Source organism: Streptomyces sp. NPDC005784 (assembly GCF_042871525.1).
In the GTDB taxonomy this organism is placed as follows: domain Bacteria; phylum Actinomycetota; class Actinomycetes; order Streptomycetales; family Streptomycetaceae; genus Streptomyces.
Genome location: NZ_JBIAIQ010000002.1, coordinates 521220 through 544351 on the forward strand (window position 1 = coordinate 521220; position 23132 = coordinate 544351).

At 70.2% G+C, this 23132-nt stretch carries 17 protein-coding genes; 9 read left to right on the forward strand and 8 right to left on the reverse strand.

Features of this window, described 5'->3' with window-relative positions; genetic code table 11:
• Positions 1 to 93: 93 nt before the first annotated feature.
• Entirely contained in the window at positions 94 to 1206 is a 1113-nt protein-coding gene (locus tag ACFYR3_RS05230; protein WP_355848219.1) for a LacI family DNA-binding transcriptional regulator, read from the reverse strand.
• A 469-nt stretch (positions 1207 to 1675) separates the two neighbouring features.
• Between ACFYR3_RS05230 and hisC the strand changes: the two genes are divergently transcribed.
• The 6 genes from hisC to ACFYR3_RS05260 all read left to right on the forward strand — a co-directional run bounded on the left by hisC (position 1676) and on the right by ACFYR3_RS05260 (position 12492).
• On the forward strand, positions 1676 to 2752 hold the full coding sequence (hisC, locus tag ACFYR3_RS05235; protein WP_389281549.1) for a histidinol-phosphate transaminase: 1077 nt from the start codon (positions 1676 to 1678) through the stop codon (positions 2750 to 2752).
• 513 nt (positions 2753 to 3265) lie between these two features.
• Positions 3266 to 4774: a cytochrome ubiquinol oxidase subunit I gene (locus tag ACFYR3_RS05240; RefSeq protein ID WP_355848225.1), complete on the forward strand. Its 1509-nt coding sequence runs from the start codon at positions 3266 to 3268 to the stop codon at positions 4772 to 4774.
• Positions 4775 to 4794: 20 nt separating this feature from the next.
• Positions 4795 to 5802, forward strand: a complete 1008-nt coding sequence (gene cydB, locus ACFYR3_RS05245) for a cytochrome d ubiquinol oxidase subunit II (protein WP_355848228.1) — start codon at positions 4795 to 4797, stop codon at positions 5800 to 5802.
• Positions 5803 to 5860: 58 nt separating this feature from the next.
• Positions 5861 to 9394 carry a thiol reductant ABC exporter subunit CydD gene (gene cydD, locus ACFYR3_RS05250; protein ID WP_389281552.1) on the forward strand — a complete coding sequence of 1178 codons (3534 nt, stop codon included), beginning with the start codon at positions 5861 to 5863 and terminating at the stop codon, positions 9392 to 9394.
• Between the two features lie 171 nt (positions 9395 to 9565).
• Positions 9566 to 11290, forward strand: a complete 1725-nt coding sequence (locus ACFYR3_RS05255; RefSeq protein WP_389281554.1) for a GAF domain-containing protein — start codon at positions 9566 to 9568, stop codon at positions 11288 to 11290.
• A 146-nt stretch (positions 11291 to 11436) separates the two neighbouring features.
• A complete protein-coding gene (locus ACFYR3_RS05260; protein WP_389281556.1) occupies positions 11437 to 12492 on the forward strand; it encodes a peptidoglycan DD-metalloendopeptidase family protein in 1056 nt (351 codons plus the stop codon).
• 249 nt (positions 12493 to 12741) lie between these two features.
• Here ACFYR3_RS05260 and ACFYR3_RS05265 read toward each other — a convergent pair whose 3' ends face one another.
• From ACFYR3_RS05265 to ACFYR3_RS05295, 7 genes are all read right to left on the reverse strand, one after another.
• Positions 12742 to 13629 carry a Cof-type HAD-IIB family hydrolase gene (locus tag ACFYR3_RS05265; RefSeq protein WP_355848237.1) on the reverse strand — a complete coding sequence of 296 codons (888 nt, stop codon included), beginning with the start codon at positions 13627 to 13629 and terminating at the stop codon, positions 12742 to 12744.
• Positions 13630 to 13726: 97 nt separating this feature from the next.
• A complete protein-coding gene (locus tag ACFYR3_RS05270; RefSeq protein ID WP_355848240.1) occupies positions 13727 to 14629 on the reverse strand; it encodes an LLM class flavin-dependent oxidoreductase in 903 nt (300 codons plus the stop codon).
• Between the two features lie 72 nt (positions 14630 to 14701).
• Complete coding sequence (locus ACFYR3_RS05275; RefSeq protein WP_355848243.1) at positions 14702 to 15250, reverse strand: RNA 2'-phosphotransferase; 549 nt, start codon at positions 15248 to 15250, stop codon at positions 14702 to 14704.
• Positions 15251 to 15468: 218 nt separating this feature from the next.
• Positions 15469 to 16413 carry a MerR family transcriptional regulator gene (locus tag ACFYR3_RS05280; RefSeq protein WP_389281617.1) on the reverse strand — a complete coding sequence of 315 codons (945 nt, stop codon included), beginning with the start codon at positions 16411 to 16413 and terminating at the stop codon, positions 15469 to 15471.
• Between the two features lie 26 nt (positions 16414 to 16439).
• Positions 16440 to 17345 (reverse strand): metal-dependent hydrolase, encoded by a 906-nt coding sequence (locus ACFYR3_RS05285; RefSeq protein WP_355848402.1) that lies wholly within the window; start codon positions 17343 to 17345, stop codon positions 16440 to 16442.
• Between the two features lie 92 nt (positions 17346 to 17437).
• Positions 17438 to 19207: an SDR family oxidoreductase gene (locus ACFYR3_RS05290; RefSeq protein WP_355848245.1), complete on the reverse strand. Its 1770-nt coding sequence runs from the start codon at positions 19205 to 19207 to the stop codon at positions 17438 to 17440.
• Positions 19204 to 20046 (reverse strand): M24 family metallopeptidase, encoded by an 843-nt coding sequence (locus ACFYR3_RS05295; RefSeq protein ID WP_355848248.1) that lies wholly within the window; start codon positions 20044 to 20046, stop codon positions 19204 to 19206. The genes ACFYR3_RS05290 and ACFYR3_RS05295 overlap by 4 nt, the downstream gene beginning before the upstream one ends.
• A 256-nt stretch (positions 20047 to 20302) precedes the next feature.
• Between ACFYR3_RS05295 and ACFYR3_RS05300 the strand changes: the two genes are divergently transcribed.
• Genes ACFYR3_RS05300 through ACFYR3_RS05310 form a run of 3 tightly spaced genes read left to right on the forward strand, consistent with a single transcriptional unit; the run spans position 20303 to position 23122 of the window.
• A complete protein-coding gene (locus tag ACFYR3_RS05300) occupies positions 20303 to 21319 on the forward strand; it encodes an ABC transporter ATP-binding protein (RefSeq protein WP_355848405.1) in 1017 nt (338 codons plus the stop codon).
• Positions 21309 to 22214 carry an ABC transporter permease subunit gene (locus ACFYR3_RS05305; protein ID WP_355848251.1) on the forward strand — a complete coding sequence of 302 codons (906 nt, stop codon included), beginning with the start codon at positions 21309 to 21311 and terminating at the stop codon, positions 22212 to 22214. Before ACFYR3_RS05300 ends, ACFYR3_RS05305 begins: the two co-directional genes overlap by 11 nt.
• A complete protein-coding gene (locus ACFYR3_RS05310; RefSeq protein ID WP_328554598.1) occupies positions 22211 to 23122 on the forward strand; it encodes an ABC transporter ATP-binding protein in 912 nt (303 codons plus the stop codon). Before ACFYR3_RS05305 ends, ACFYR3_RS05310 begins: the two co-directional genes overlap by 4 nt.
• Positions 23123 to 23132: the final 10 nt, after the last annotated feature.

Sequence of the window (23132 nt, forward strand, 5' to 3'; positions counted from 1 at the left end):
GACCCAGGGGTGGTGAATCGGAACAGGAGCCCAGTTCACCGCGGTTTTCGCCCGAATTGGGCGGGGCTCGCCCCGCCCTTGTCGCATCGGGAGTCAACCCTGCTCGGGTGATCGGGGCGGACTGACGGTCGTACGGGGCTCACGGCGCTGCGACGAGGTCCGCACGATCAGCTCCGTCGGTATCACCTGCTCGACCGGTTGGTCCGATTCGACCCCCTCGATGGCGTCGATCAGCAGCTGGACGACGGCTGTGCCGATTCTGCGCGGTTTGAGGGAGAGGGTCGTGACGGGCGGCTCGGTGCTGGCGTAGACCGTCGACTCGCTGCAGCAGACCAATAGCAGGTCGTCGGGTACGCGCAGACCGTAGCGGCGGGCCGCCGCCAGCAGGTCGGTGCCGTTCGGGTCGAAGAGGCCGTAGACGGCGTCCGGGCGGTCGGGCCGGGCGAGGAGGCGGTCGGCGGCGACGGCTCCGGCGCACGGATCGTGCGCCGGATAAGCCTCGTACACCGGATCCTGGCCCACGCGCTCGCACCAGCGCAGGTAAGCGGTGGTGGAGAGGTGGGTGTACGTGTCCGTGGTGGTGCCGGTGAGGAGGCCGATGCGGCGGGCGCCGGCGGCGGCCAGGTGGTCGAGGATGCCGAGGACGGCGGCCTCGTGGTCGTTGTCCACCCAGGCGGTGACCGGGAGCGATCCCGCGGGGCGGCCGTCGGAGACGACCGGCAGCCCCTGGCGGACCAGCTCGCTGACGACCGGATCATGGTCGGACGGGTCGATGACCACGGTTCCGTCCAGAGCGACGTTCGACCACACGTCGTGGCGGGAGGTCGCGGGCAGGATGACCAGGGCGTATCCCCGGGCGAGTGCGGCCGAGGTGGCGGCTCTGGCCATCTCGGCGAAGTAGGCGAACTCGGTGAAGGTGAAAGGTTCATCCCCGTACGTGGTGACGGTCAGGCCGATCAGGCCCGACTTGCCGGTACGGAGGGTTCGGGCCGCGGCCGACGGGCGATAGCCCAGCCGGTCGGCGACTTCGCGGACATGGCGTCGGGTGGCGTCCGGGAGCCGACCCTTGCCGTTGAGGGCATCGGACACAGTTGTGATGGAGACCCCTGCTGCCGCGGCCACGTCTCTGATGCCCGCCCGGCCCGGCCGACCGCCTCGGCGGGAGGTCTCCGCCCGGCTCACCTGGTGCTTCCCTGCTGCTGTCATGGCGAGCCGATAGTAGGGCTCATGCGGTGGGGTAGTGCGGACGCATATGCACGCGTTGACAGGCACGTTTCTGCATGATCCAAAGTAACTAACTTCCTTTGAAATAAAGGTAGTTGAACGATCCCATGCCAGTACGTGACTCGTCGGCGCGCATGGGCCTGCCAAGTGGGCCATGTTTCGAAGAGGTCTCAACTCACCTGTACGAGCGATGCGCGCCACGGCGTGAGCCACCGGCGCATGCGGCGGCTGTCGGCGCGCCCCCTTTTCGTACGACTTCGTACGAGGAGGGCCGCCGGGTCGTGCGACGCCGATGGCCGAGCCCGGGGTACCGGGATGATCACCCGGCGGGACACAACGTGGTGTCCGGTTGTCCACAGGCCATTCGCAGCGGCGCCGAATCCTCATAAGGTGAGAAGCATTGGTAGCCAGTGGTGGTCATGAGCCGCTGGTGGTCGCGAGGAGGACTGCGGTGAGCGAGACGAACCCCAAGCTGCGTGCGGAGCTGGCGGGGATCCCCACCTACAAGCCCGGCAAGGCCGCCGCGGCCGGTGCCGTGGCGTACAAGCTGTCCTCCAACGAGAACCCGTATCCGCCGCTGCCCGGTGTGGTCGAGAGCCTGACCGCGGCGACCGGGTCGTTCAACCGCTACCCGGACATGGCGTGCACCGGGCTGATGAACGAGCTGGCGGACCGGTTCGGCGTCCCGGTCTCCCACCTGGCGACCGGCACCGGCTCTGTCGGCGTCGCGCAGCAGCTGCTGCAGGCCACGAGCGGTCCCGGCGACGAGGTCATCTACGCCTGGCGGTCCTTCGAGGCGTACCCGATCATCACGCAGATCAGCGGGGCCACCTCGGTGCAGGTGCCGCTGACTCCGGGCGAGGTGCACGACCTGGACGCGATGGCCGACGCCATCACCGACCGGACCCGGCTGATTTTCCTCTGCAACCCGAACAACCCGACCGGCACCGTGGTGCGACGGGCCGAGCTGGAGCGGTTCCTGGACCGGGTGCCGAGCGATGTGCTGGTCGTCCTGGACGAGGCGTACCGCGAGTTCATCCGTGACGTCGAGGTGCCGGACGGTGTGGCCATCTACCGTGACCGGCCCAACGTCTGTGTGCTGCGCACCTTCTCCAAGGCGTACGGGCTGGCCGGTCTCCGGGTCGGCTTCGCGATCGCTCACGAGCCGGTGGCGGCGGCACTGCGCAAGACGGCGGTCCCGTTCGGGGTGAGCCAGCTGGCCCAGGACGCCGCCGTGGCGAGCCTGCGTGCCGAGGACGAACTGCTCGGCCGGGTGGGCTCCCTGGTTTCCGAGCGCACCCGGGTGGTCGACGCCCTGCGCGGTCAGGGCTGGACGGTTCCCGAGACGCAGGCCAACTTCGTGTGGCTGCGCCTGGGGGAGCGCACCCTCGACTTCGCTGCCCACTGCGAGCAGGCCGGTGTCGTCGTGCGTCCGTTCGCCGGCGAGGGCGTCCGCGTCACCATCGGTGAGACCGAGGCGAACGACATCTTCCTGAAGGCGACCGAGGGTTTCCACCAGGAGCTGTAACCGCCCGGCGGAACACCTGCCACCGGGCGCACCTGCCCATCGGGCTGGCCCGTCCAGCGGGCGCATCTGCCCAGCGGGCTAGGCCTGTTCACCGGGCTGGCCTGTTCACCGGGCTGGCCTGTCCGCCGGGCTACGCCTGGCCATCGAGCACCGCCTGGCCGTCGGTCCGGGGGCATCCGTCGGCGAGCCGTGGGAGGGCCCCGTACGCGTTCACCGCGTACGGGGCCCTCGGCATGTGCGGTGCCATCAGGGCGGAGGCGGGGTGGGGCGGGGTGCGGCGACGGGGACGGACCCGGGAACCGCTCGCGCGCCATGGGCCACCTGGTCCCTCCCGGTCGGGACCTGTCGGGTCCCGCATGGGGACCCCCCACCCCTCATCCCTCGAACGGGCATGCGTCATAATTGCTTGTGAATGTGAACGCGTTCACAAGCGTGTCCTGTTGCTCCCGTGATGTCTGCGATAAAGCGGGCAAACTGCCGCTGTGACCAAGGCGACGTAAGGAGACTGACGACGTGGAATTGGCTTTGGCGCCGGAGACTCTGGCGCGATGGCAGTTCGGCATTATCACCGTCTACCACTTCTTCTTCGTCCCCCTGACGATCTCGCTCGCCGCGCTCGTCGCCGGCCTGCAGACGGCCTGGGTGCGTACGGAGAACCAGAAGTACCTCAGGGCCACCAAGTTCTGGGGCAAACTCTTCCTGATCAACATCGCGATGGGCGTCGTCACCGGCATCGTCCAGGAGTTCCAGTTCGGCATGAACTGGTCCGCCTACTCACGCTTCGTCGGCGACATCTTCGGTGCGCCGCTCGCCTTCGAAGCCCTGATCGCCTTCTTCTTCGAGTCCACCTTCATCGGGCTGTGGATCTTCGGCTGGGACAGGCTCCCCAAGAAGCTCCACCTCGCCTGCATCTGGATGGTCTCCATCGGCACCGTCCTGTCGGCGTACTTCATCCTCGCGGCCAACTCGTGGATGCAGCACCCCGTCGGCTACCGGATCAACAAGGCGAAGGGGCGCGCGGAACTCACCGACTTCTGGCATGTGCTGACGCAGAACACCGCGCTCGCCCAGGCGTTCCACACCCTCACGGCGGCCTTCCTGACCGGTGGCGCCTTCATGGTGGGCATCGCCGGCATTCACCTGGCCCGCAAGAGGCACGTCGCCGTCATGAAGACCTCGCTGCGGCTCGGCCTCGTCACCGTCGTCATCGCCGGTCTGCTCACGGCGATCAGCGGCGACACCCTCGGCAAGGTCATGTTCAAGCAGCAGCCGATGAAGATGGCCGCCGCCGAGGCGCTGTGGGACGGCCAGGAGTCCGCACCCTTCTCGATCTTCGCGTACGGAGACGTGAGCAAGGGCCACAACACCGTCGAGCTGTCCATCCCAGGGATACTGTCGTTCCTCGCCAACGACGACTTCAACTCGTATGTCCCCGGCATCAACGACACGAACAAGGCCGAGCAGGCGAAGTACGGCCCGGGCGACTACCGCCCCATCATCCCGGTCACCTTCTGGGCGTTCCGCTGGATGATCGGCTTCGGCATGGCGTCCTTCGTGATCGGCGTCATCGGACTCTGGCTGACCCGCAAGAAGTTCCTGCTGCCGCAGCATCTGAGGGTCGGCGAGGACGAGGCGCCACATCTGGTCCTGTTCAAGAACAAGGCACTCGGCCCGACGCTCACCAAGTGGGGCTGGCGCATCGCCATCTGGACCCTGGCCTTCCCGCTGATCGCCAACTCCTGGGGCTGGATCTTCACCGAGATGGGCCGTCAGCCGTGGGTCGTCTACGGGGTCCTGCAGACCCGGTTCGGGGTCTCCCCCACTGTCTCGCAGGGTGAGGTCATCACATCGATGACCGTCTACACGGCGATCTACGCGATCCTCGCCGTCATCGAGGTCAAGCTGCTCGCGAAGTACGTCAAGGCAGGGCCTCCCGAGCTCACCGAGTCCGACCTCAACCCGCCCACCAGGATCGGCGGCGACTCCAGTGACGCCGACAAGCCGATGGCCTTCTCCTACTAGGCTCAGGGAGCTGCTGAGTCATGGAACTTCACGACGTCTGGTTCGTCCTCATCGCGGTCCTCTGGATCGGTTATTTCTTCCTGGAGGGCTTTGATTTCGGAGTCGGCATCCTCACCAAGCTGCTGGCCCGCGACCGCGCCGAGAAGCGGGTGCTGATCAACACGATCGGTCCCGTGTGGGACGGCAACGAGGTGTGGCTGCTCACGGCGGGCGGTGCGACCTTCGCGGCCTTCCCCGAGTGGTACGCCACGCTCTTCTCGGGCTTCTATCTGCCCCTGCTGATCATCCTGGTCAGTCTGATCGTCCGCGGTGTCGCCTTCGAGTACCGGGCGAAGCGGCCCGAGGAGCACTGGCAGCGCAACTGGGAGACGGCGATCTTCTGGACCTCGCTGATCCCGGCGTTCCTGTGGGGTGTGGCCTTCGGCAACATCGTGCGCGGAGTGAAGATCGACCGGAACTTCGAGTACGTGGGCAACTTCTGGGACCTGCTCAACCCGTACGCAATCCTCGGTGGTCTGGTCACACTGACCCTGTTCACCTTCCACGGGACGGTGTTCGTCGGGCTCAAGACGGTCGGAGACATCCGGGAGCGGTCACGGAAGCTGGCGCTGCAACTCGGCCTGGCGACAGCCGTTTTGGCGCTGGTCTTCCTGATCTGGACCCAGATCGACAACGGTGACGGCGCGTCGCTGGTCGCGCTGATCGTGGCCGTGGTCGCCCTCGTCGCGGCGCTGGTGGCGGTCAACGGGGGGCGTGAGGGATGGGCCTTCATGCTCTCGGGGCTCACCATCGTGGCGGCCGTCGCGATGCTCTTCCTGTCGCTCTTCCCGGACGTCATGCCGTCCTCGCTCAACGCGGACTGGAGCCTCACGGTCACCAATGCCTCGTCGAGCCACTACACCCTGAAGATCATGACCTGGTGCGCCGCGATCGCCACGCCGATCGTCCTGCTCTACCAGAGCTGGACCTACTGGGTGTTCCGCAAGCGCATCGGCACCCAGCACATCGCCGTGGATGTGTCGCACTGAATCCGACGTAGTGGCATGTTTCACGTGAAACATGTCTGATGAGCCAGGGGTGTTTCACGTGAAACCAATCGATCCGCGTCTGCTTCGGTACGCCCGAGCCACCCGCCTCTTCCTTGTGGCGGTCGTGGGGCTGGGCGTCGCCGGAGCGGCGCTGGTCATCGCCCAGGCGATGCTCATCGCCGAAGTGGTGGTCGGCGCCTTCCAGCACGGTTCCTCCCTCGCTGAACTCCGTACCCCCCTGCTGCTGTTGGCGGCCGTCGCGGTCGGGCGCGGTGTCGTGGCCTGGCTCACCGAGCTCGCCGCGCACCGGGCCAGTGCCGCAGTCAAGTCGGAGTTGAGGGGGCGGCTGCTGGAGCGGGCCGCATCGCTCGGGCCCGGTTGGCTCAGCGGTCAGCGGACGGGCTCACTGGTTGCCCTCGCGACGCGGGGGGTTGACGCGCTCGACGACTACTTCTCGCGCTGTCTGCCGCAACTGGGGCTCGCGGTGGTGGTACCGGTGGCCGTACTGGCCCGGATCGTCACCGAGGACTGGGTGTCCGCGGCGATCATCGTCGGCACTCTGCCGCTGATCCCCTTGTTCATGGTGCTGATCGGCTGGGCCACGCGCAGTCAGATGGACCGCCAATGGCGGATGCTGTCCCGGCTGTCCGGACACTTCCTGGACGTCGTCGCGGGACTGCCCACGCTCAAGGTGTTCGGCCGGGCCAAGGCGCAGGCCGAGTCGATCCGGAAGATCACCGGCGAGTACCGGCAGGCGACCATGCGGACGCTTCGGATCGCCTTTCTGTCGTCCTTCGCCCTGGAACTGCTCGCCACCATCTCGGTCGCGTTGGTCGCGGTGACCATCGGAATGCGGCTCGTCCGCGGCGAGATGGACCTGTACGTGGGGCTCGTCATCCTCGTGCTGGCACCCGAGGCCTATCTGCCGCTGCGGCAGGTGGGAGCCCAGTACCACGCCGCCGCCGAGGGACTGGCGGCCGCCGAGGAGATCTTCGCGGTGCTGGAGACCCCGGCGCCGAGGTCCGGATCGCTGCGCGTGCCCGCGGGGGAGATCACCTTCGAGGGTGTCACCGTTCGGTACCCGGGGCGCTCGGTGGACGCGGTCTCGGACGTCTCCTTCACGGTCGAACCCGGTGAGACGGTGGCCCTCGTCGGGCCCAGCGGGGTGGGCAAGTCGACGCTGCTGAACGTCCTGCTCGGGTTCGTCGAGCCCACCGCCGGACGGGTCCGGGCAGGGGGAGCCGATCTCGCCGAGGCCGACCTCACGGAGTGGCGCTCCCGGATCGCCTGGGTGCCGCAACGGCCGCACCTGTACGCCGGATCCATCGCGGACAACGTACGGCTGGCGCGACCCGACGCGGACGACGTGACGCTCCGCAGGGCTCTCGTCGACGCCGGCGCGGCCGGATTCGTCGACGCGCTGCCCGCCGGGGCCGACACGGTCCTCGGTGAGGACGGCGCCGGGCTGTCGGCCGGTCAGCGTCAACGCCTCGCGCTTGCCCGGGCGTTCCTCGCGGACCGGCCCGTGCTGCTTCTCGACGAGCCGACGGCCTCGCTCGACGGGGCGACCGAGGCAGAGGTCGTCGCGGCGGTACGGCGGCTCGCCGTGGGACGGACCGTACTGCTGGTCGTGCACCGACCGGCCTTGCTGGAAGTTGCGGACCGGGTGGTACGCCTGGAAGCCACTGCGGTCGGCGAGCCGCGGCCGGTGCTCGTGGCCCCCGTCGAGGTTCCCGGTTCCGCGGAGCCGGGCCGAACGCAGCCGCCTCGGGGAGTCGAGCCGGAAGGCGCGCCCTCGACGCACGGCGAAGGGCCCGCCCCGACGCCCCTGAACCGGGGCGGCGTGCTCGCCCGCGTCCGGGCCATGGCGGCTCCCCGCCGTGGACCCCTCGCACTGGCCCTGCTCCTCGGCAGCCTCGCCCTCGGGAGTGCCGTCGGCCTGATGGCAACCTCCGGGTGGCTCATCTCGCGGGCCTCCCAGCAGCCGCCGGTGTTCTATCTGATGGTGGCCGTGACGGCCACCCGGACGTTCGGCATCGGGCGGGCGGTGTTCCGGTACGCGGAACGCCTCGTGTCGCACGACGCCGTGCTGCGGATGCTGGCCGACACGCGGGTCGCCGTCTACCGGCGTCTGGAGCGGCTCGCGCCCGCCGGGCTGCGGACCACCCGGCGCGGCGATCTGCTGTCGAGGCTCGTCGCCGACGTGGACTCCCTCCAGGACTACTGGCTGCGGTGGCTGCTGCCGGCCGGAGCCGCGGTCCTGGTGTCCGCCGCCTCCGTCGGGTTCACCGCCTGGCTGCTGCCCGAAGCCGGTGCCGCTCTTGCCGTCGGTCTGCTGGCGGCCGGTGCCGGCGTCCCCCTGGTGACCGGCGCCGTGGCGCGCCGCGCCGAGCGGCGGCTGGCTCCCGCACGCGGCGTGCTGGCGACCCGGGTGGCCGATCTCCTCACGGGGACGGCCGAGCTGACCGTCGCGGGCGCGTTGCCCGCCCGTACCGCGGAGACACGGCGGGCCGATGCCGTCCTCACCCGCATCGCCTCGCGAGCCGCCACCGCGACCGCCCTCGGCGATGGACTCACGGCACTCGTGTCCGGGCTCACCGTCACCGCCACCGCTCTCGTGGGCGCCCAGGCGGTCGCCGCCGGACGCCTGCACGGTGTGCTGATGGCCGTCGTCGTCCTCACGCCGCTCGCCGCCTTCGAGGCCGTCATGGGACTTCCGCTCGCCGCCCAGTACCGGCAGCGGGTGCGCAAGAGCGCGGAGCGCGTGTACGAGGTGCTGGACGCCGCCGATCCCGTACACGAACCCGAACAGCCGCGGCCGGCCCCCGCGTCGCCCTTCCCGCTCCGCGTGGAAGGGCTCCGGGCCCGGCACGCGGGACAGGACCGGGACGCGCTGGCCGGCCTCGAGCTGACCCTCGAAGAGGGCCGCAGGATCGCCGTGGTCGGAACGTCCGGGGCAGGCAAGACGACACTCGCACAGGTGCTGCTGCGGTTCCTGGACACGGAAGCGGGGACGTACACGCTGGGCGGGGCTGACGCGTACGGGATGGACGGGGACGCCGTGCGCCGGCTGGTCGGGCTGTGCGCCCAGGACGCGCATCTCTTCGACAGCACCGTGCGCGAGAACCTGCTGCTCGCCCGCAAGGACGCGACCGAGGCCGCAGTGCGTGACGCGCTCGGGCGGGCCCGGCTCCTCGACTGGGTGGACGGGCTGCCCGACGGTCTCGACACCTTGATCGGCGAGCACGGGGCACGGCTGTCCGGCGGCCAGCGCCAGCGACTCGCGCTGGCCCGTGCGCTGCTCGCCGACTTCCCCGTACTCGTTCTCGACGAGCCCGCGGAACACCTCGACCTGCCGACGGCCGACGCGCTCACCGCGGATCTGCTGGCCGCGACGGAGGGCCGTACGACACTGCTGATCACGCACCGGCTGGCCGGGCTCGAGGCGGTGGACGAGGTGATCGTGCTCGCGCAGGGACGGGTGGTTCAGCGCGGGGCGTTCGCGGAGCTGTCGACCGTCGAGGGACCGCTGAGGGAGATGGTGGAACGGGAGACCGCGGGAGATCTGCTGGTGGGCGCGGTGGCGGGCTGAGCGCCGCGGGCGGCGGAGCGTGGGTGACGCGCGCGGTGGCGGGCTGAGCGCCGTGCGGACGGGGCGTGGGTGGGCGGTGGCCGGTGGCCCGTAGGACGTGGCGCGGGTCTCGGGTTCCGCCCTCTCCCGTCCCGACTTTCCCTTGCAAAGGGGACTAATTAGGCTCAAGGCATGTCAGCGGCGTCGGCTTCCCCCGCCCCGGGCGGCAGCACGGGCGCGGCGGCCCCGGCGGTCCATGGTCCGGGTGGGCTGCTCGACGAGCCGGCCGCACGGGTGCCGCGGTTGCGGCTGCTGGAGGCCATGCGGTCGGTCGGATCGGGGCTGGAGCTGCATTCGACGCTGGACCGGATCTGTGAGACCGCGGCCGAGCTCACGGACGCGCGGTACGCGGCCATCGGGGTCGTGGCCGAGAGCGGGGAGGGACTCACGGACTTCGTCCAGCACGGCGTCGACGAGGCGACCGCCCGACGGATCGGACGGATGCCCGACGGTCACAAGGGGCTGCTGGGAGCGCTCATCCGCGACCCCGATCCGGTGCGCCTCGCGAACCTGACCGACGACCCGCGCTCCTGCGGGTTCCCCGTCGGCCATCCGCCGATGCGCAGCTTCCTCGGAGTGCCGATCCGGGTGCGGGGGAAGATCTTCGGGAACCTGTACCTCACGGAGAAGCGCGGCGGCGGGACCTTCGGCGACGACGACCTCGACATGCTTCGGGTGCTCGCCACGGAGGCGGGTATCGCCATAGGCAACGCCCGCCTGTACGAGGCGGCGAAGCAGCGTGAGCGCTGGATCGACGGCTCGGTGGCCGTCACCACCGCGCTGCTGGCGGGCGGCGACGCCGAGGAGGCGTTGCAGGTCGTCGCCGAACAGGCCCGCCGGCTCTCCGGTTCCGCGGCCGGGATCGTGCTGCTGCCCGCCGCGGAGGGCGGCCTGGAGGTCGTCGCGGTGGCGGCGGAACACCCTTCGAAGGTGCTCGGTGTGATCGTTCCGCCGGAGAGCGAGCTGGTCGCCGAACTCTGCGACGGGAAACCGGTGTTCTTGGAGGACGCGGCCGTCGACCCGCGTCTGCGCACGGATCTCACCCGCGCCTACGGGCCCGTCATGATGCTCCCCCTGCAGAGCGACGGCCGGGTCCTCGGGGCCCTCGTCACCCCGCGGACGCGCGAGGGACGCCCTTTCACGGAGACCGAGCGGACCCTCGCGGCGCAGTTCGCCTCTCAGGCCGCGCTGGCGCTGATGATGGCCGAGACACAGCGCGACCGGGAACGGCTCGCGGTGTACGAGGACCGCGACCGGATCGCCCGTGACCTGCACGACCTGGTCATCCAGCGGCTGTTCGCCACCGGAATGATGCTGGAGAGCGCACAGCGCCGCTCGAACGTGCCCGAGGTGCGGCGGGGCGTCGGCAAGGCGGTCGACGAACTCGACGTCACCATCCAGGAGATCCGCACCGCGATCTTCGCTCTCCGGCAGGGCCCCGCCGAGGTGCCGTCCGGGCTGCGCACCCGCGTCCTGCGCGAGATCAACATGGCCGCCGTCCCTCTCGGTTTCCAGCCCGGACACCGCTTCACCGGACCCGTCGACACGCTGGTCGGCGAACTCACCGGCAAGAACCTCATAGCCGCGCTGCGTGAAGCCCTCTCCAACGCCTTCCGGCACGCGGGGTCCTCCCGTATCGAGGTCTCCGTCGACGCGAACGTCCTCCTGCCGGACGGGCGGCCGGGGGTGCGCCTCGCCGTCGCGGACGACGGCGTCGGCATCCCCGACGGCGGTCGGCGCAGCGGCCTGAAGAACCTCAAACGGCGTGCCGAGTCGCTGGGCGGCGCCAGTTGGTACGGGCCGGGGATCGGTGAGGACGGCGGCGGCACGACGGTGGTGTGGCAGGTACCGCACTGAAGTTCCTTGCGCAGGGGACCTGTTCGCGGGCCGCCCCGGCGGAACGGGGCCGTTCGGTCCCGCCACTGGGCCATTCGTGACGTTCCGTCCCCCAGGTGTACGCCTTGAACAGGCCGGGTCCGAAGGCGCGGGCCACGATCGCTGTCATGCGCTCATCTCGTCGCCATCCCCTTTTCGTACCGGCGCTGTTGTGCGCGCTCGTGGTTCTCGCGGCCCGGCCGGCGGTGGCCGAGGGCGACGGCGACGGCGACGGCGCGGACCTCGACATCAGTGCCCAGGTGGAGCGGCTGTACGAGGACGCCTCCGTGGCGACCGGGCAGTACGAGGCGGGGCGGCAGGATGCCGAGGCGCAGCGCGGCCGGGCGGAGCGGGCTGAGCAGCTCCTCGTACGGGAGCGGCAGGAGATCGCGGTCCTGCGCGAGGATCTGGGCCGGATCGCGAGCGCTCAGTACCGGCAGGGCGGCGGGCTGCCGTACACCGCGCAGATCCTGTACGCGAAGGACCCCGACGACCTGATGCGCGGTCAGCGTGCCGTGCGGCGGGCCGATCTGGTCGTGGCCAACGCGGTCGCGAAAAGCCGGCGCGCCGAGGGCCGGCTCGCCGCGGACGAGGCGAAGGCCCGGTCCGAGTGGCAGGCGCTGGAGAGGCGGAACGGGGAACTCGCCGAGATCAAGCGGACCATCGAGGCGAAGCTCGACGAGGCGCGGTCGGCGTTGCAGAGCCGGGCGGACGCCTCGGTGGCGGCGGGCTCGTGCCGCGGTGCGGTCCGTCTCGACCAGCCGCCGGTGGACTCCTCGCGCGCGTGGGTCGCGCCGGTCGAGACGTACGAACTCTCCGCGGGTTTCGGCAGCGGGGGCGAGCACTGGGCGCACCGCCACACCGGGCAGGACTTCGCGGTGCCCATCGGCACCCCGGTTCGGGCGGTCGGGGCGGGCCGGGTGGTGAAGGTGTCCTGTGGCGGTGCCTTCGGCATCGAGGTCGTCGTCGAGCACCCCGGCGGTTACTACACGCAGTACGCGCATCTCGCGGCCGTCGCCGTCGACCAGGGGCAGCGGGTCTCGACCGGGGAGTGGATCGGGCAGTCGGGAACGAGCGGCAACTCGACCGGGCCGCATCTGCACTTCGAGGTAAGGGTGACGCCGGAGACGGGTTCGGCGATCGACCCGGTGCCGTGGCTGGCGGAGCACGGGGTCGTTGTGTAGGCCCGCCGGCGGCGGCGCACAACGGCTGCGGCGAGGCGATCACCGCAACGACCGCCGTGTGACCGCCGCACGACTTTCCTACGACCGCCCCACGACTGCCGCACGACTGTCCCACGACGGTGCACGATGCCCCACGACCGCCGTGCGACCGCCCTGCGGCTCGCCGAAAGCCACGGCAGGACTGGGAAGCGGCCGCCGCGGGGCCTCCGGCGCGTTCGCCGGAGGCCCCGCGGTCGTGCTGCCGGGTGGTTACGAGCGGTCTGCCAGGATCCGCTCGATCACGACCGCCACCCCGTCCTCGTTGTTCGCGACCGTGCGCCCGGAGGCGGCGGCGATCACGGCGGGGTGGGCGTTGCCCATGGCGTACGAACGGCCGGCCCAGGTGAGCATCTCGACGTCGTTCGGCATGTCACCGAAGGCGACGACCTCCTCGGGGGAGATACCGCGCTCGGCGCAGCACAGCGCGAGGGTGCTGGCCTTGGAGATGCCGGGGCCGCTGATCTCCAGAAGGGCACTGGGGCTCGACCGGGTCACGTTGGCCCGGTCGCCGATGGCCGGGCGGGCGACACCGAGGAAGTCGTCCGGGTCCATGTCCGGGTGGTACGCGAGCACCTTCAGCACAGGCTGATCGGCGTCCAGGGCATCCTCGGCGAGGAGCTTCTCGGCGGGCGAGACGATCTCCGGGGGCTCCATGTGCATGAGCGGGTAACCCGGTTCGAGATGGAGGCCGTACGTCCGCTCGACGGCACACACGGTGCCGGGCGCGGCGGAACGCAGCACCTGGATGACGTCCAGGGCGATGTCCGGCGTCAGTTCGCGGATCTTGACGAAGCGGTGGGCGCCGGGGCCGCCGTGCAGGTCGACCACGGCGGCGCCGTTGCCGCAGATGGCCAGGCCGTGCCCGTGGACGTGGTCGCTGACGACGTCCATCCAGCGGGCCGGGCGGCCGGTTACGAAGAAGACCTCGATACCGGCCTGTTCGGCGGCGGCGAGGGCGGCGATCGTGCGGTCGGACACCGATTTGTCGTCGCGCAACAAGGTGCCGTCGAGGTCCGTGGCGATCAGCCGGGGCGGGACGGTGGAGGCCGGAGTCTCGGGCCGGCGAGTCGCTGAGGTCACGTGCTCATTCTCCCGCATATATGCGCACGACCGTGCGCCGGTCCGCACACTTGAGTGGTTGCCGTCCTCGCCGGCGGCGTCGCAACCTGTCCAACCCGGTTCGCCGCGACGGGTGTCAGGACAGCTGGGCCACGACCTCCATGGCGATCCGCTCGAAGATCTTCTCGTCGGCGGCGAAGTCCGAGTCGGGGATGGGCCAGTGGATCACGATGTCGGTGAAGCCCAGTTCGGCGTGCCGGCCCGCGAAGTCGACGAACGCGCCGACGGACTCCAGGGGGCGGCTCCGGTCGGGGGTGAAGCCGGTGAGCAGGATCTTGTCGAGCTCCGCCACGTCCCTGCCGATCTCGGCGCAGGCGTCGGCGAGCCTGGCGACCTGCTCGCGAATGGCTTGAACCGACTGCTCCGGGGTGCCCGTCTCGTACAGCTTCGGGTCGCCGGTCGTCACCCAGGCCTGTCCGTGACGGGCGGCGAGCTTCAGCCCGCGCGGGCCGGTGGCGGCCACCGCGAACGGCAGCCGGGGACGCTGGACGCAGCCCGGGATGTTGCGCGCCTCGTGCGCCGAGTAGAAATTGCCGCCGTAGGAGACGGAGTCCTCGGTGAGGAGCCGGTCGAGCAGCGGGACGAACTCACCGAAGCGGTCGGCACGCTCACGCGGGGTCCACGGGTCCTGGCCGAGAGCGGTGGCGTCGAAACCGGTGCCGCCCGCGCCGATGCCCAGCGTGACCCGGCCGTTCGAGATGTCGTCGAGGGAGATCAGGTCCTTGGCGAGGGTCACCGGGTGCCGGAAGTTCGGCGAGGACACGAGCGTGCCGAGGCGCAGCCGGTCGGTGACGGCCGCAGCCGCGGTCAGTGTCGGCACGGCCCCGAACCACGGGCCGTCGCGGAAGGTCCGCCAGGAAAGATGGTCGTAGGTGAACGCGGTGTGGAAGCCGAGCTGCTCCGCACGCTGCCACGCGGAACGCCCGCCCTCGTGCCAGCGGACGTACGGCAGGATCACGGTGCTCAGACGCAGACTCATGCATCGAGCGTAAACGGAGCCGGGCCGTGGCCGCCTCAGGGCAGTCCCCGGGCCGGTGTCCGGCGCCCGGGATCAGTGCGGACCGGGAAACCGCAGGTAGCTCTGCGGTACGGCCTCCGTCAGCCAGACGCCGTTGGCGCTGACCCGGAAGACATGGCCGTCGCGGTGCATGGCGGCGGCGTCCACGGAGAGCACGACCGGGCGGCCGCGGCGGGCGCCGACACGGGTGGCCGTCTCCCGGTCCGCCGAGAGGTGCACGTCGTGCCGGTTCATGGACTTCAGGCCCTCGGCGCGGATCGGGTCCAGGTTGCGGGCCACGGTTCCGTGGTAGAGGTACGCCGGCGGGGTCGCCGGGGGCAGTCCGAGGTCGACCTCGACGGAGTGGCCCTGGCTGGCCCGGATCCGGGACCCCTCGACGGCGAAGCGCCGCTTGTCGTTGTTGGCCACCACATGATCGAGCTCGTCGCGTGTGAACCGGAAGCCGTGTGCGGCCGCCGCGGAGATCAGCGTGTCGATCTCGACCCAACCGCCCTCGCCGAGTGTGAGTCCGATCCGCTCGGGCTGGTGCCGCAGATGCTTCGAGAGGTACTTCGACACCTTCACGGTGCGTTTTTCATCCATCCGTTCATCCGCCTGTCCTTCCATCCGATCATCCGTCCGTTCATCTGTCCGGTCACGCGTCTGTTCGCGCGTCCGGTCGTCCGTCTGTTCCTTCATCCTCCCAGCGTGCCTGGCGAGAGACGGATCACGCATTTGATTTTGGATCGGAGGTTTGATCCACAGCCAAGTCATGTTATCCACAAGTGAATTGACGAATCTGTGGACAACGCGAGTGCCCTTTAGGGCATTTCGTCAACAATGTTGCTGTGGACGGTGTTTGTGGCGAGCCGGTCCAACGTGCGTGTCTGCAGCTCCCGTTCGGCGGCCGCAGTCACGAACGCCGCCGCGTGCTCAGCGCCAACCAGACGCTCCACGGCCCGCATTGTCCCGGCGGCGACCTCCACCGTACGCGCGCCTTCCCGCTCCTCCGGGAACTGCCCCGTCGCGAGGTGCCGACTCAAATGGCGAGTGGCGAAGAGCCGCATGGCACGGGCCAGTTCGGCATCCACCGTCTGCTGCGCGAGCGGTCGAAGCCGCCGGACGAGCGAGGCCGCCTCGGCCGCTTCCGCGTCGCTCGGCGGGTGCTTCCCGAGATAGCGCGCGAAGACATGCTCCGTGGTGAACTCCAGGAAACGGGAGGCGATGTGCTCGACCTGCCCCCTCAACTCCCTCAGGTGGCAGGAGATCGCGGACAGGGGAACGCCCGCCGTGTACAACTCGACCGCTGCGGCCAGCTCTTGAGGACTCGGAACGACGAAGGCGTCCTCATCTCCCGGAACGGGCTCCAGCACGCCGAGCTCCACGGCGTCCGCCACCGCCGCATCGTCGGGACGACCGCCGAACCGCTCCTCCAGCTCGGCCCGGGAGATCCGTGCGGCCTCCTCGTCGGTCCACGGCCCGTCGACCTCCGCGACCAGACCGAGTATCCCGCCGAGACCCCGGCCCGCGTCCCAGGCCTCCAGGAGCTCCTTGATCGAGGCCAGCGTGTAACCGCGGTCCAGGAGGTCGGCGATCTGCCGCAGCCGCGCCAGATGGGCGTCCGCGTACACATTGGCGCGACCGCGCCGCTCGGGGCGGGGCAGCAGCCCGCGGTCCTGGTAGGCGCGGATCGTCCGGACCGTGGCGCCACTGCGGTGCGCCAGGTCCTCGATGCGGTACGCGACACCGCCCGACTCGTCGCTCATCATTCCCGCCCTCCCGCCCCTGGGCCCTAAGAAGCCGCCGCCCGCCCGATCGCCCCCACCGCCGACCGCGCCGCGGGCGACTGCGCCAGGTACTCGACGGCCCTGAGCAAAGAGCCCTCCTTCGACGGATGGTACGACCGCCGCAGATAGCGCGGTATGGCCGCGCCGAGCTCCTTCCAGCTGGGCAACAGCCCTTTGCGGACCGCCTTGTTGTGGGCGGCGAGCGAGTACCGCAGACGGCCGGCGAGTCGGGGGTCGTGGCGGATCAGATAGGCGGCGCCCCACACCCACAGGTAGAGCATCATCGGCGCGGTGACGGCCATGCCCGCGACCCGCCGGGCGTACCGGGGCGCGCCCTCGCCGCCGCAGTGCTGGTACAGGTCGAAGGCCACCGCGCGGTGCTCGACCTCCTCCGCGCCGTGCCAGCGCAGCAGGTCGAGCATGACCTCGTCGGCGTCGGCGAGGTCCAGGCCCTCGGCCGTCAGCACCCAGTCGCCCAGCACCGCCGTGAACTGCTCGATCGCCGCGACCACCGACAGCCGGAAGCGCAGCCACTCCCGGGCCGGGACCGGCACCCCCGGGGGCGGTTCCTCGCCGAGCAGCTTCTCGAACAGGAAGTCGACGTGCCGGGTGAAGCCGGAGGTGTCGAGCCGCTGGGCGGCGAGGTGCTCGAGGACGTACGCGTGCTGCACGCTGTGCGTGGCCTCCTGGCCCATGAACCCCTTGACGTCCTTGCGGAGTTCGGGGTCGCGGACCAGCGGCAGAGCCTCCTTGAGGACCCTCACGAACCACCGCTCCCCGGCCGGGAGCAGCAGATGCAGCACATTGATGACGTGGGTGGCGGTGGGCTCCTCCGGGATCCAGTGCAGCGGGGTGTCCTCCCAGTCGAAAGACACCCGTCTCGGGACGATCGCGTGACGGTCGCCGCTCACGGAACCACCGGCCGGGCCGTCTCCAAGTGGTCCTGCCCCGCCGCCTTCCGGCGGTCCGGCCGGGCTGTTCGCCGCGTCGCTGGGTCGTTCGCTCACAGGGGTGGCTCCATTCGTGCGATCGCGCGCAGCGTCCTGGGCGCGAAACGGTGCATGAGGTGGGCGCCGCGCGCCTCCGGGGTGACCGGTACGACCGCCTCGTTGCGTACGACCGCGCGCAGGATCGCGTCGGCGACCTTCTCCGGCGGGTAGTTGCGCAGCCCGTACAGTCGCGCCGACTTCTTCTGGCGCCGCTTCTCCTCGGCAGCGTCGACCCCGGCGAAACGCGTGGTCGAGGTGATGTTGGTGTTGACGAGGCCGGGGCAGATCGCCGAGACGCCGATGTCCTGCCCGGCCAGCTCCGCGCGCAGACACTCGCTGAGCATCAGGACGGCCGCCTTGGAGGTGCTGTAGGCGGGCAGCGCCTTCGAGGGCAGGTACGCCGCCGCCGACGCGGTGTTGACGATGTGGCCGCCCTGCCCGCGCTCGGCCATCTGCTTCCCGAAGAGCCGGCAGCCGTGGATCACGCCCCACAGATTGACGTCGAGGACCTTCCGCCAGTCGTCCGGAGTGGTGTCGAGGAAGGAGCCGGAGAGGCCGATACCGGCGTTGTTCACCAGCACGTCCACCACGCCGTATTCGGTGGCGACCTTCTCGGCGAGCTTCTCCATGGCCTGCTCGTCGGAGACGTCGACCGTCTCGGCCCAGGCCGCGGGTGAGCCGATCAGCCGGGACATCTCCGCCGTGCGGGCCGCGGCCTCCGCGTCCCGGTCGACGGCCACCACGCGCGCGCCGGCCTCGGCGAACGCGAACGCGGTGGCCCGCCCGATGCCACTGCCGGCGCCGGTGACCAGTACCAGCTGCCCGCCGAACCGGTCGGCGTACTTGCCGGTGGCGACCGGTTCGGGCGCGGGCATCCCGGCCTCGCGTCCCTCGTTGGCCGTCACGAACTCGGATATCCAGGACGCCAGTTGGTCAGGGCGGGTCCGCGGGACCCAGTGCTTGGCGGGCAGTGTGCGGCGGACCAGCCGCGGGGCCCACGTCTCCAGTTCGTCGTAGAGCCGCTCGGAGAGGAATGCGTCCCCCAGGGGCGTGATGAGCTGCACGGGCGCGTGCGCGTACGCGTCCTCGCGGGGGCGGCCGAGCCGGGACCGTACGTTGTCGCGGTACAGCCAAGCGCCGTGCGCCGCGTCCGAGGGCAGTGACGCGGTCGGGTACTCGCCCGCGGGCACCTTCTCGATCCGCTGGAGGATCTTCGGCCACCGCTTGCCCAGGGGGCCGCGCCAGGCCAGCTCGGGCAACACCGGAGTGTGCAGCATGTACACGTACCAGGACTTGGCGCCCTGGCCGAGGAGCTGGCCGATCCTTCGCGGGGTGGGCCGCCTCACGCGCCGCTTGATCCAGTGGCCGAAGTGGTCGAGGGACGGACCGGACATCGACGTGAAGGACGCGATCCGGCCCTCGGTGCGCGCGACCGTGACGAACTCCCAGGACTGCACCGAACCCCAGTCGTGGCCCACCAGATGCACCGGCTCGTCGGGGCTCACCGCGTCGATGACTGCAATGAAGTCGTCGGTCAGCTTCTCCAGCGTGAACCCGCCGCGCAGGGGCTGCGGCGCCGTCGAGCGGCCGTGTCCCCGCACGTCGTACAGCACGACATGGAAGCGGTCGGCGAGCCGCACGGCGACCTCGGACCACACCTCCTTGGAGTCCGGATAGCCGTGCACGAGGACCACGGTCGGCTGCCTGACGTCGCCCAGCTCGGCGACGCACAGCTCGATTCCGCCCGTCCGCACCCAGCGCTCGCGCGCGCCCACGAGACTCACTTGTCCTCCGCCCAGCGCCGCACGTGCGGCAGATCGTCGTCGAGCCAGAACGCGCTCTGCTCGGGGTCCCTGGAGTCCGTGACGACCAGGATCTCCTCGAACTTCGCGCCCGTACCCCGGAAACCGAGGTGCGGTTCGACCGCCCACAGCCCCGGGCGGGGCGGGTGGTCGGAGAATGTGTACGGAGACCACAGGGGCGACCAGCCTTCCCGGTGCCCGTGCAGCGCGTCGCTCGCCAGTCCTCTCAGGGACTGGGCGCCGAACCCGAACAGGCGCGGTGACCAGGACCGCTCCCGCACCCGGTCCACCTTGTGCGCGATCACGCCGAACGGATACGCGCGGTGCCGGTTGGCACAGCCCTGGCGGGTCATGAGCCGGTCGACGTCCTCGTAGATCTCACGCAGGGGCCGCCGCTCGCGCACCTCGCGCAGGATCAGCTCGCGGTGCGCCTCCAGATCGGCGAGCAGCCTGTCCTGCACGGGGTTCGGCCCGAGTGAGCCCGAATAGCCGATGTCCGCCGTGAAGCCCTTGTGCACCGGGGCCATGTCGAGGATGAAGGGCATCCCCGGCTCCAGCCGGCGATCGGTGGGGAAGAACTGCAGGGGGATCCGGAAGCCGACGAAGGCCGTGCGGTCGCCGAACCAGGCGAACGGCAGATGGAACCAGTCCCGCACCCCGCGCTCGCGCAGCCACACCCGCTGCATGCGCGCCGCCTCACGCTCGGTGACACCGGGCTTCAGCTGCGCCGCGACCGCCTCCGCGCACTCGTACGCGAGGCGCTGGACCTCTCTGAACCCCCGCAGTTCCGCCGCGAGTTCGCCTGCCACTGCCGTCGTCATGCCACCGTCCCACCCTGTCCGTACCGACTGCGGTACGTGCCCGTAACGTGACACTGGCGAATGTGACAGTTGTTAGAGGCTGCGTCAATAGGCCCGCGGCAGCCTGTGGACAACCGGTCCGTTGTGGATGACCGGCTCCCGGCGACCCGTACCTGAGGGTGACCCCTACGGGCCCGTACGCCTGGAGGCTGACACGGATCCACCTCCGTGGGCTGACGACCGCTGTGGTCTGCGCCACTACCTTCGAATCGTGACTGTGATCGCGACCGAAAGCCTGAGCAAGCGGTACCCCCGGGTGACCGCGCTTGACCGGCTCTCCGTGGACGTCGGGCCCGGTGTGACCGGACTCGTCGGAGCCAATGGAGCCGGCAAGTCCACACTGATCAAGATCCTCCTGGGTCTGTCCCCCGCCACCGAGGGCCGCGCACGCGTGCTCGGCCTCGACGTCGCCACCGAAGGCGGCGCCATCCGCGAGCGGGTCGGGTACATGCCCGAGCACGACTGCCTGCCGCCCGACGTCTCGGCCACCGAGTTCGTCGTCCACATGGCGCGGATGTCCGGGCTGCCGCCGGCCGCGGCCCGCGAGCGCACCGCGGACACCCTGCGTCATGTCGGACTGTACGAGGAGCGCTATCGCCCCATCGGCGGCTACTCGACGGGCATGAAGCAGCGCGTCAAACTCGCGCAGGCCCTCGTCCACGACCCCCAGCTGGTCTTCCTGGACGAACCGACCAACGGCCTGGACCCGGTCGGCCGCGACGACATGCTCGGACTGATCCGCCGCATCCACACGGACTTCGGCATCTCGGTCCTGGTCACCTCGCACCTCCTGGGCGAACTGGAACGCACCTGCGACCACGTCGTCGTCGTCGACGGCGGCAAGCTGCTGCGCTCCAGCTCCACCACGGACTTCACCAAGACCACCACGACCCTCGCCATCGAGGTCACCGACACCGACGAGCACCCGGACGGCACGAGCGCGGTGCGCGACGTGCTCCACGCGCGCGGGATCGAGACACACGACGGCAGCGGGCTGCCGGGCGCCGGACACATCCTGCTGCTGACCACCGAGAGCGAGGACACCTACGACCTCGTCCGCGACGTGGTCGCCGACCTCGGCCTGGGGCTGGTCCGCATGGAGCAGCGCAGGCACCACATCGCCGAGGTCTTCGCCGACAGCGACGAACAGCGGGCGAAGCACGAGCGAGCGGCGAGCGGTGATCCGCGGACCGGCGACGACCAGCGGAAGGAGGCGGTCGGCCATGGCAGTTGAGCACCCCCTCACCCAGCCGGGTGAGCAGACCCGTATCCACAACATCGGCTACCGCAACTACGACGGCCCGCGCCTCGGCCGCGCCTATGCCCGCCGCTCCCTCTACTCGCAGTCCCTGCGCGGCGCCTACGGACTCGGCCGCTCGGTCAAGTCCAAGGTCCTGCCGATGCTGCTCTTCGTGGTGATGTGCGTCCCCGCGCTGATCATGGTTGCCGTCGCGGTCGCCACCAAGGCGAAGGACCTGCCGGTCGACTACACGCGCTACGCGGTGATCATGCAGGCCGTCATCGGCCTGTACGTCGCCTCGCAGGGCCCCCAGGCGGTCTCCCGCGACCTGCGCTTCAAGACCGTGCCGCTGTACTTCTCGCGTCCCATTGAGACCAGCGACTACGTGCGTGCCAAGTACGCGGCGCTGGCCTCGGCGCTGTTCATCCTCACGGCCGCCCCGCTGATCGTGCTCTACGTGGGGGCGCTGCTGGCCAAGCTCGACTTCTCCGACCAGAGCAAGGGCTTCGGGCAGGGGCTTCTCTCCGTGGCACTGCTGTCGCTCCTCTTCGCCGGCATCGGCCTGGTCATCTCGGCGATCACCCCGCGCCGCGGCTTCGGCATCGCGGCCGTCATCGCCGCCCTGACCATCTCCTACGGAGCCGTCTCCACCGTCCAGGCCATCGCCTTCGAGCGGTCCAGCGGCGGAGCCGTCCCCTGGCTCGGGCTCTTCTCGCCGATCACACTCATCGACGGAGTGCAGACGGCGTTCCTCGGCGCCTCCTCCGCGTTCCCCGGCGAGGTGGGCCCCTCGTCCGGACAGGGCGTCGTCTACCTCGTCGTCGTCCTGGGTCTCATCGCGGGCTGCTACGGCCTCCTGATGCGCCGCTACCGAAAGGTCGGGCTGTGACCACGCTCAACATCGACCATGTCTCGCGCTGGTTCGGCAACGTGGTGGCGGTCAACGACATCACGATGACGATCGGCCCCGGCGTCACCGGCCTGCTCGGCCCGAACGGCGCCGGCAAGTCCACCCTCATCAACATGATGGGCGGCTTCCTCGCCCCCTCCACGGGCACCGTCACCCTCGACGGAAAGCCGACCTGGCGCAACGAGGACATCTACCGGCACATCGGCATCGTCCCCGAGCGCGAGGCGATGTACGACTTCCTCACCGGGCGCGAATTCGTCGTCGCCAACGCAGAGTTGCACGGCCTCGGCGCGAAGGCCGCCCATCGGGCCCTCGCCACGGTCGAGATGGAGTACGCGCAGGACCGCAAGATCTCCACGTACTCCAAGGGCATGCGGCAGCGCGTGAAGATGGCGTCCGCGCTGGTTCACGACCCGTCGCTGCTGCTGCTCGACGAGCCGTTCAACGGCATGGACCCGCGCCAGCGCATGCAGCTCATGGATCTGCTGCGCCGCATGGGCGACGAGGGCCGCACGGTGCTGTTCTCGTCCCACATCCTCGAAGAGGTGGAGCAACTCGCCGCCCACATCGAGGTGATCGTCGCCGGACGGCACGCGGCGAGCGGCGACTTCCGGCGCATCCGCCGGCTGATGACCGACCGCCCGCACCGCTACCTGGTCCGCTCCAGCGACGACCGGGCGCTGGCCGCCGCACTGATCGCCGACCCGTCGACGTCCGGCATCGAAGTCGACCTCGCCGAGGGCGCGTTGCGCATCCAGGCCGTCGACTTCGGCCGGTTCACCGCCCTGCTGCCGAAGGTCGCGCGTGAGCACGGCATCCGGCTGCTGACGGTGTCGCCGTCCGACGAGTCCCTGGAATCCGTCTTCTCGTATCTTGTCGCGGCGTAGGAGGCCGAAG

What these genes read in the sequence shown, in the direction of transcription:
- ACFYR3_RS05230 (WP_355848219.1), bottom strand. Translation starts at nt 1,206, where the DNA reads ATGACAGCAGCAGGGAAGCACCAGGTGAGCCGGGCGGAGACCTCCCGC.
- cydB (WP_355848228.1), top strand. Translation starts at nt 4,795, where the DNA reads ATGGAACTTCACGACGTCTGGTTCGTCCTCATCGCGGTCCTCTGGATC.
- ACFYR3_RS05270 (WP_355848240.1), bottom strand. Translation starts at nt 14,629, where the DNA reads ATGAGTCTGCGTCTGAGCACCGTGATCCTGCCGTACGTCCGCTGGCAC.
- ACFYR3_RS05260 (WP_389281556.1), top strand. Translation starts at nt 11,437, where the DNA reads ATGCGCTCATCTCGTCGCCATCCCCTTTTCGTACCGGCGCTGTTGTGC.
- ACFYR3_RS05305 (WP_355848251.1), top strand. Translation starts at nt 21,309, where the DNA reads ATGGCAGTTGAGCACCCCCTCACCCAGCCGGGTGAGCAGACCCGTATC.
- ACFYR3_RS05275 (WP_355848243.1), bottom strand. Translation starts at nt 15,250, where the DNA reads ATGGATGAAAAACGCACCGTGAAGGTGTCGAAGTACCTCTCGAAGCAT.
- ACFYR3_RS05295 (WP_355848248.1), bottom strand. Translation starts at nt 20,046, where the DNA reads ATGACGACGGCAGTGGCAGGCGAACTCGCGGCGGAACTGCGGGGGTTC.
- ACFYR3_RS05255 (WP_389281554.1), top strand. Translation starts at nt 9,566, where the DNA reads ATGTCAGCGGCGTCGGCTTCCCCCGCCCCGGGCGGCAGCACGGGCGCG.
- ACFYR3_RS05280 (WP_389281617.1), bottom strand. Translation starts at nt 16,413, where the DNA reads ATGAGCGACGAGTCGGGCGGTGTCGCGTACCGCATCGAGGACCTGGCG.
- ACFYR3_RS05265 (WP_355848237.1), bottom strand. Translation starts at nt 13,629, where the DNA reads ATGCGGGAGAATGAGCACGTGACCTCAGCGACTCGCCGGCCCGAGACT.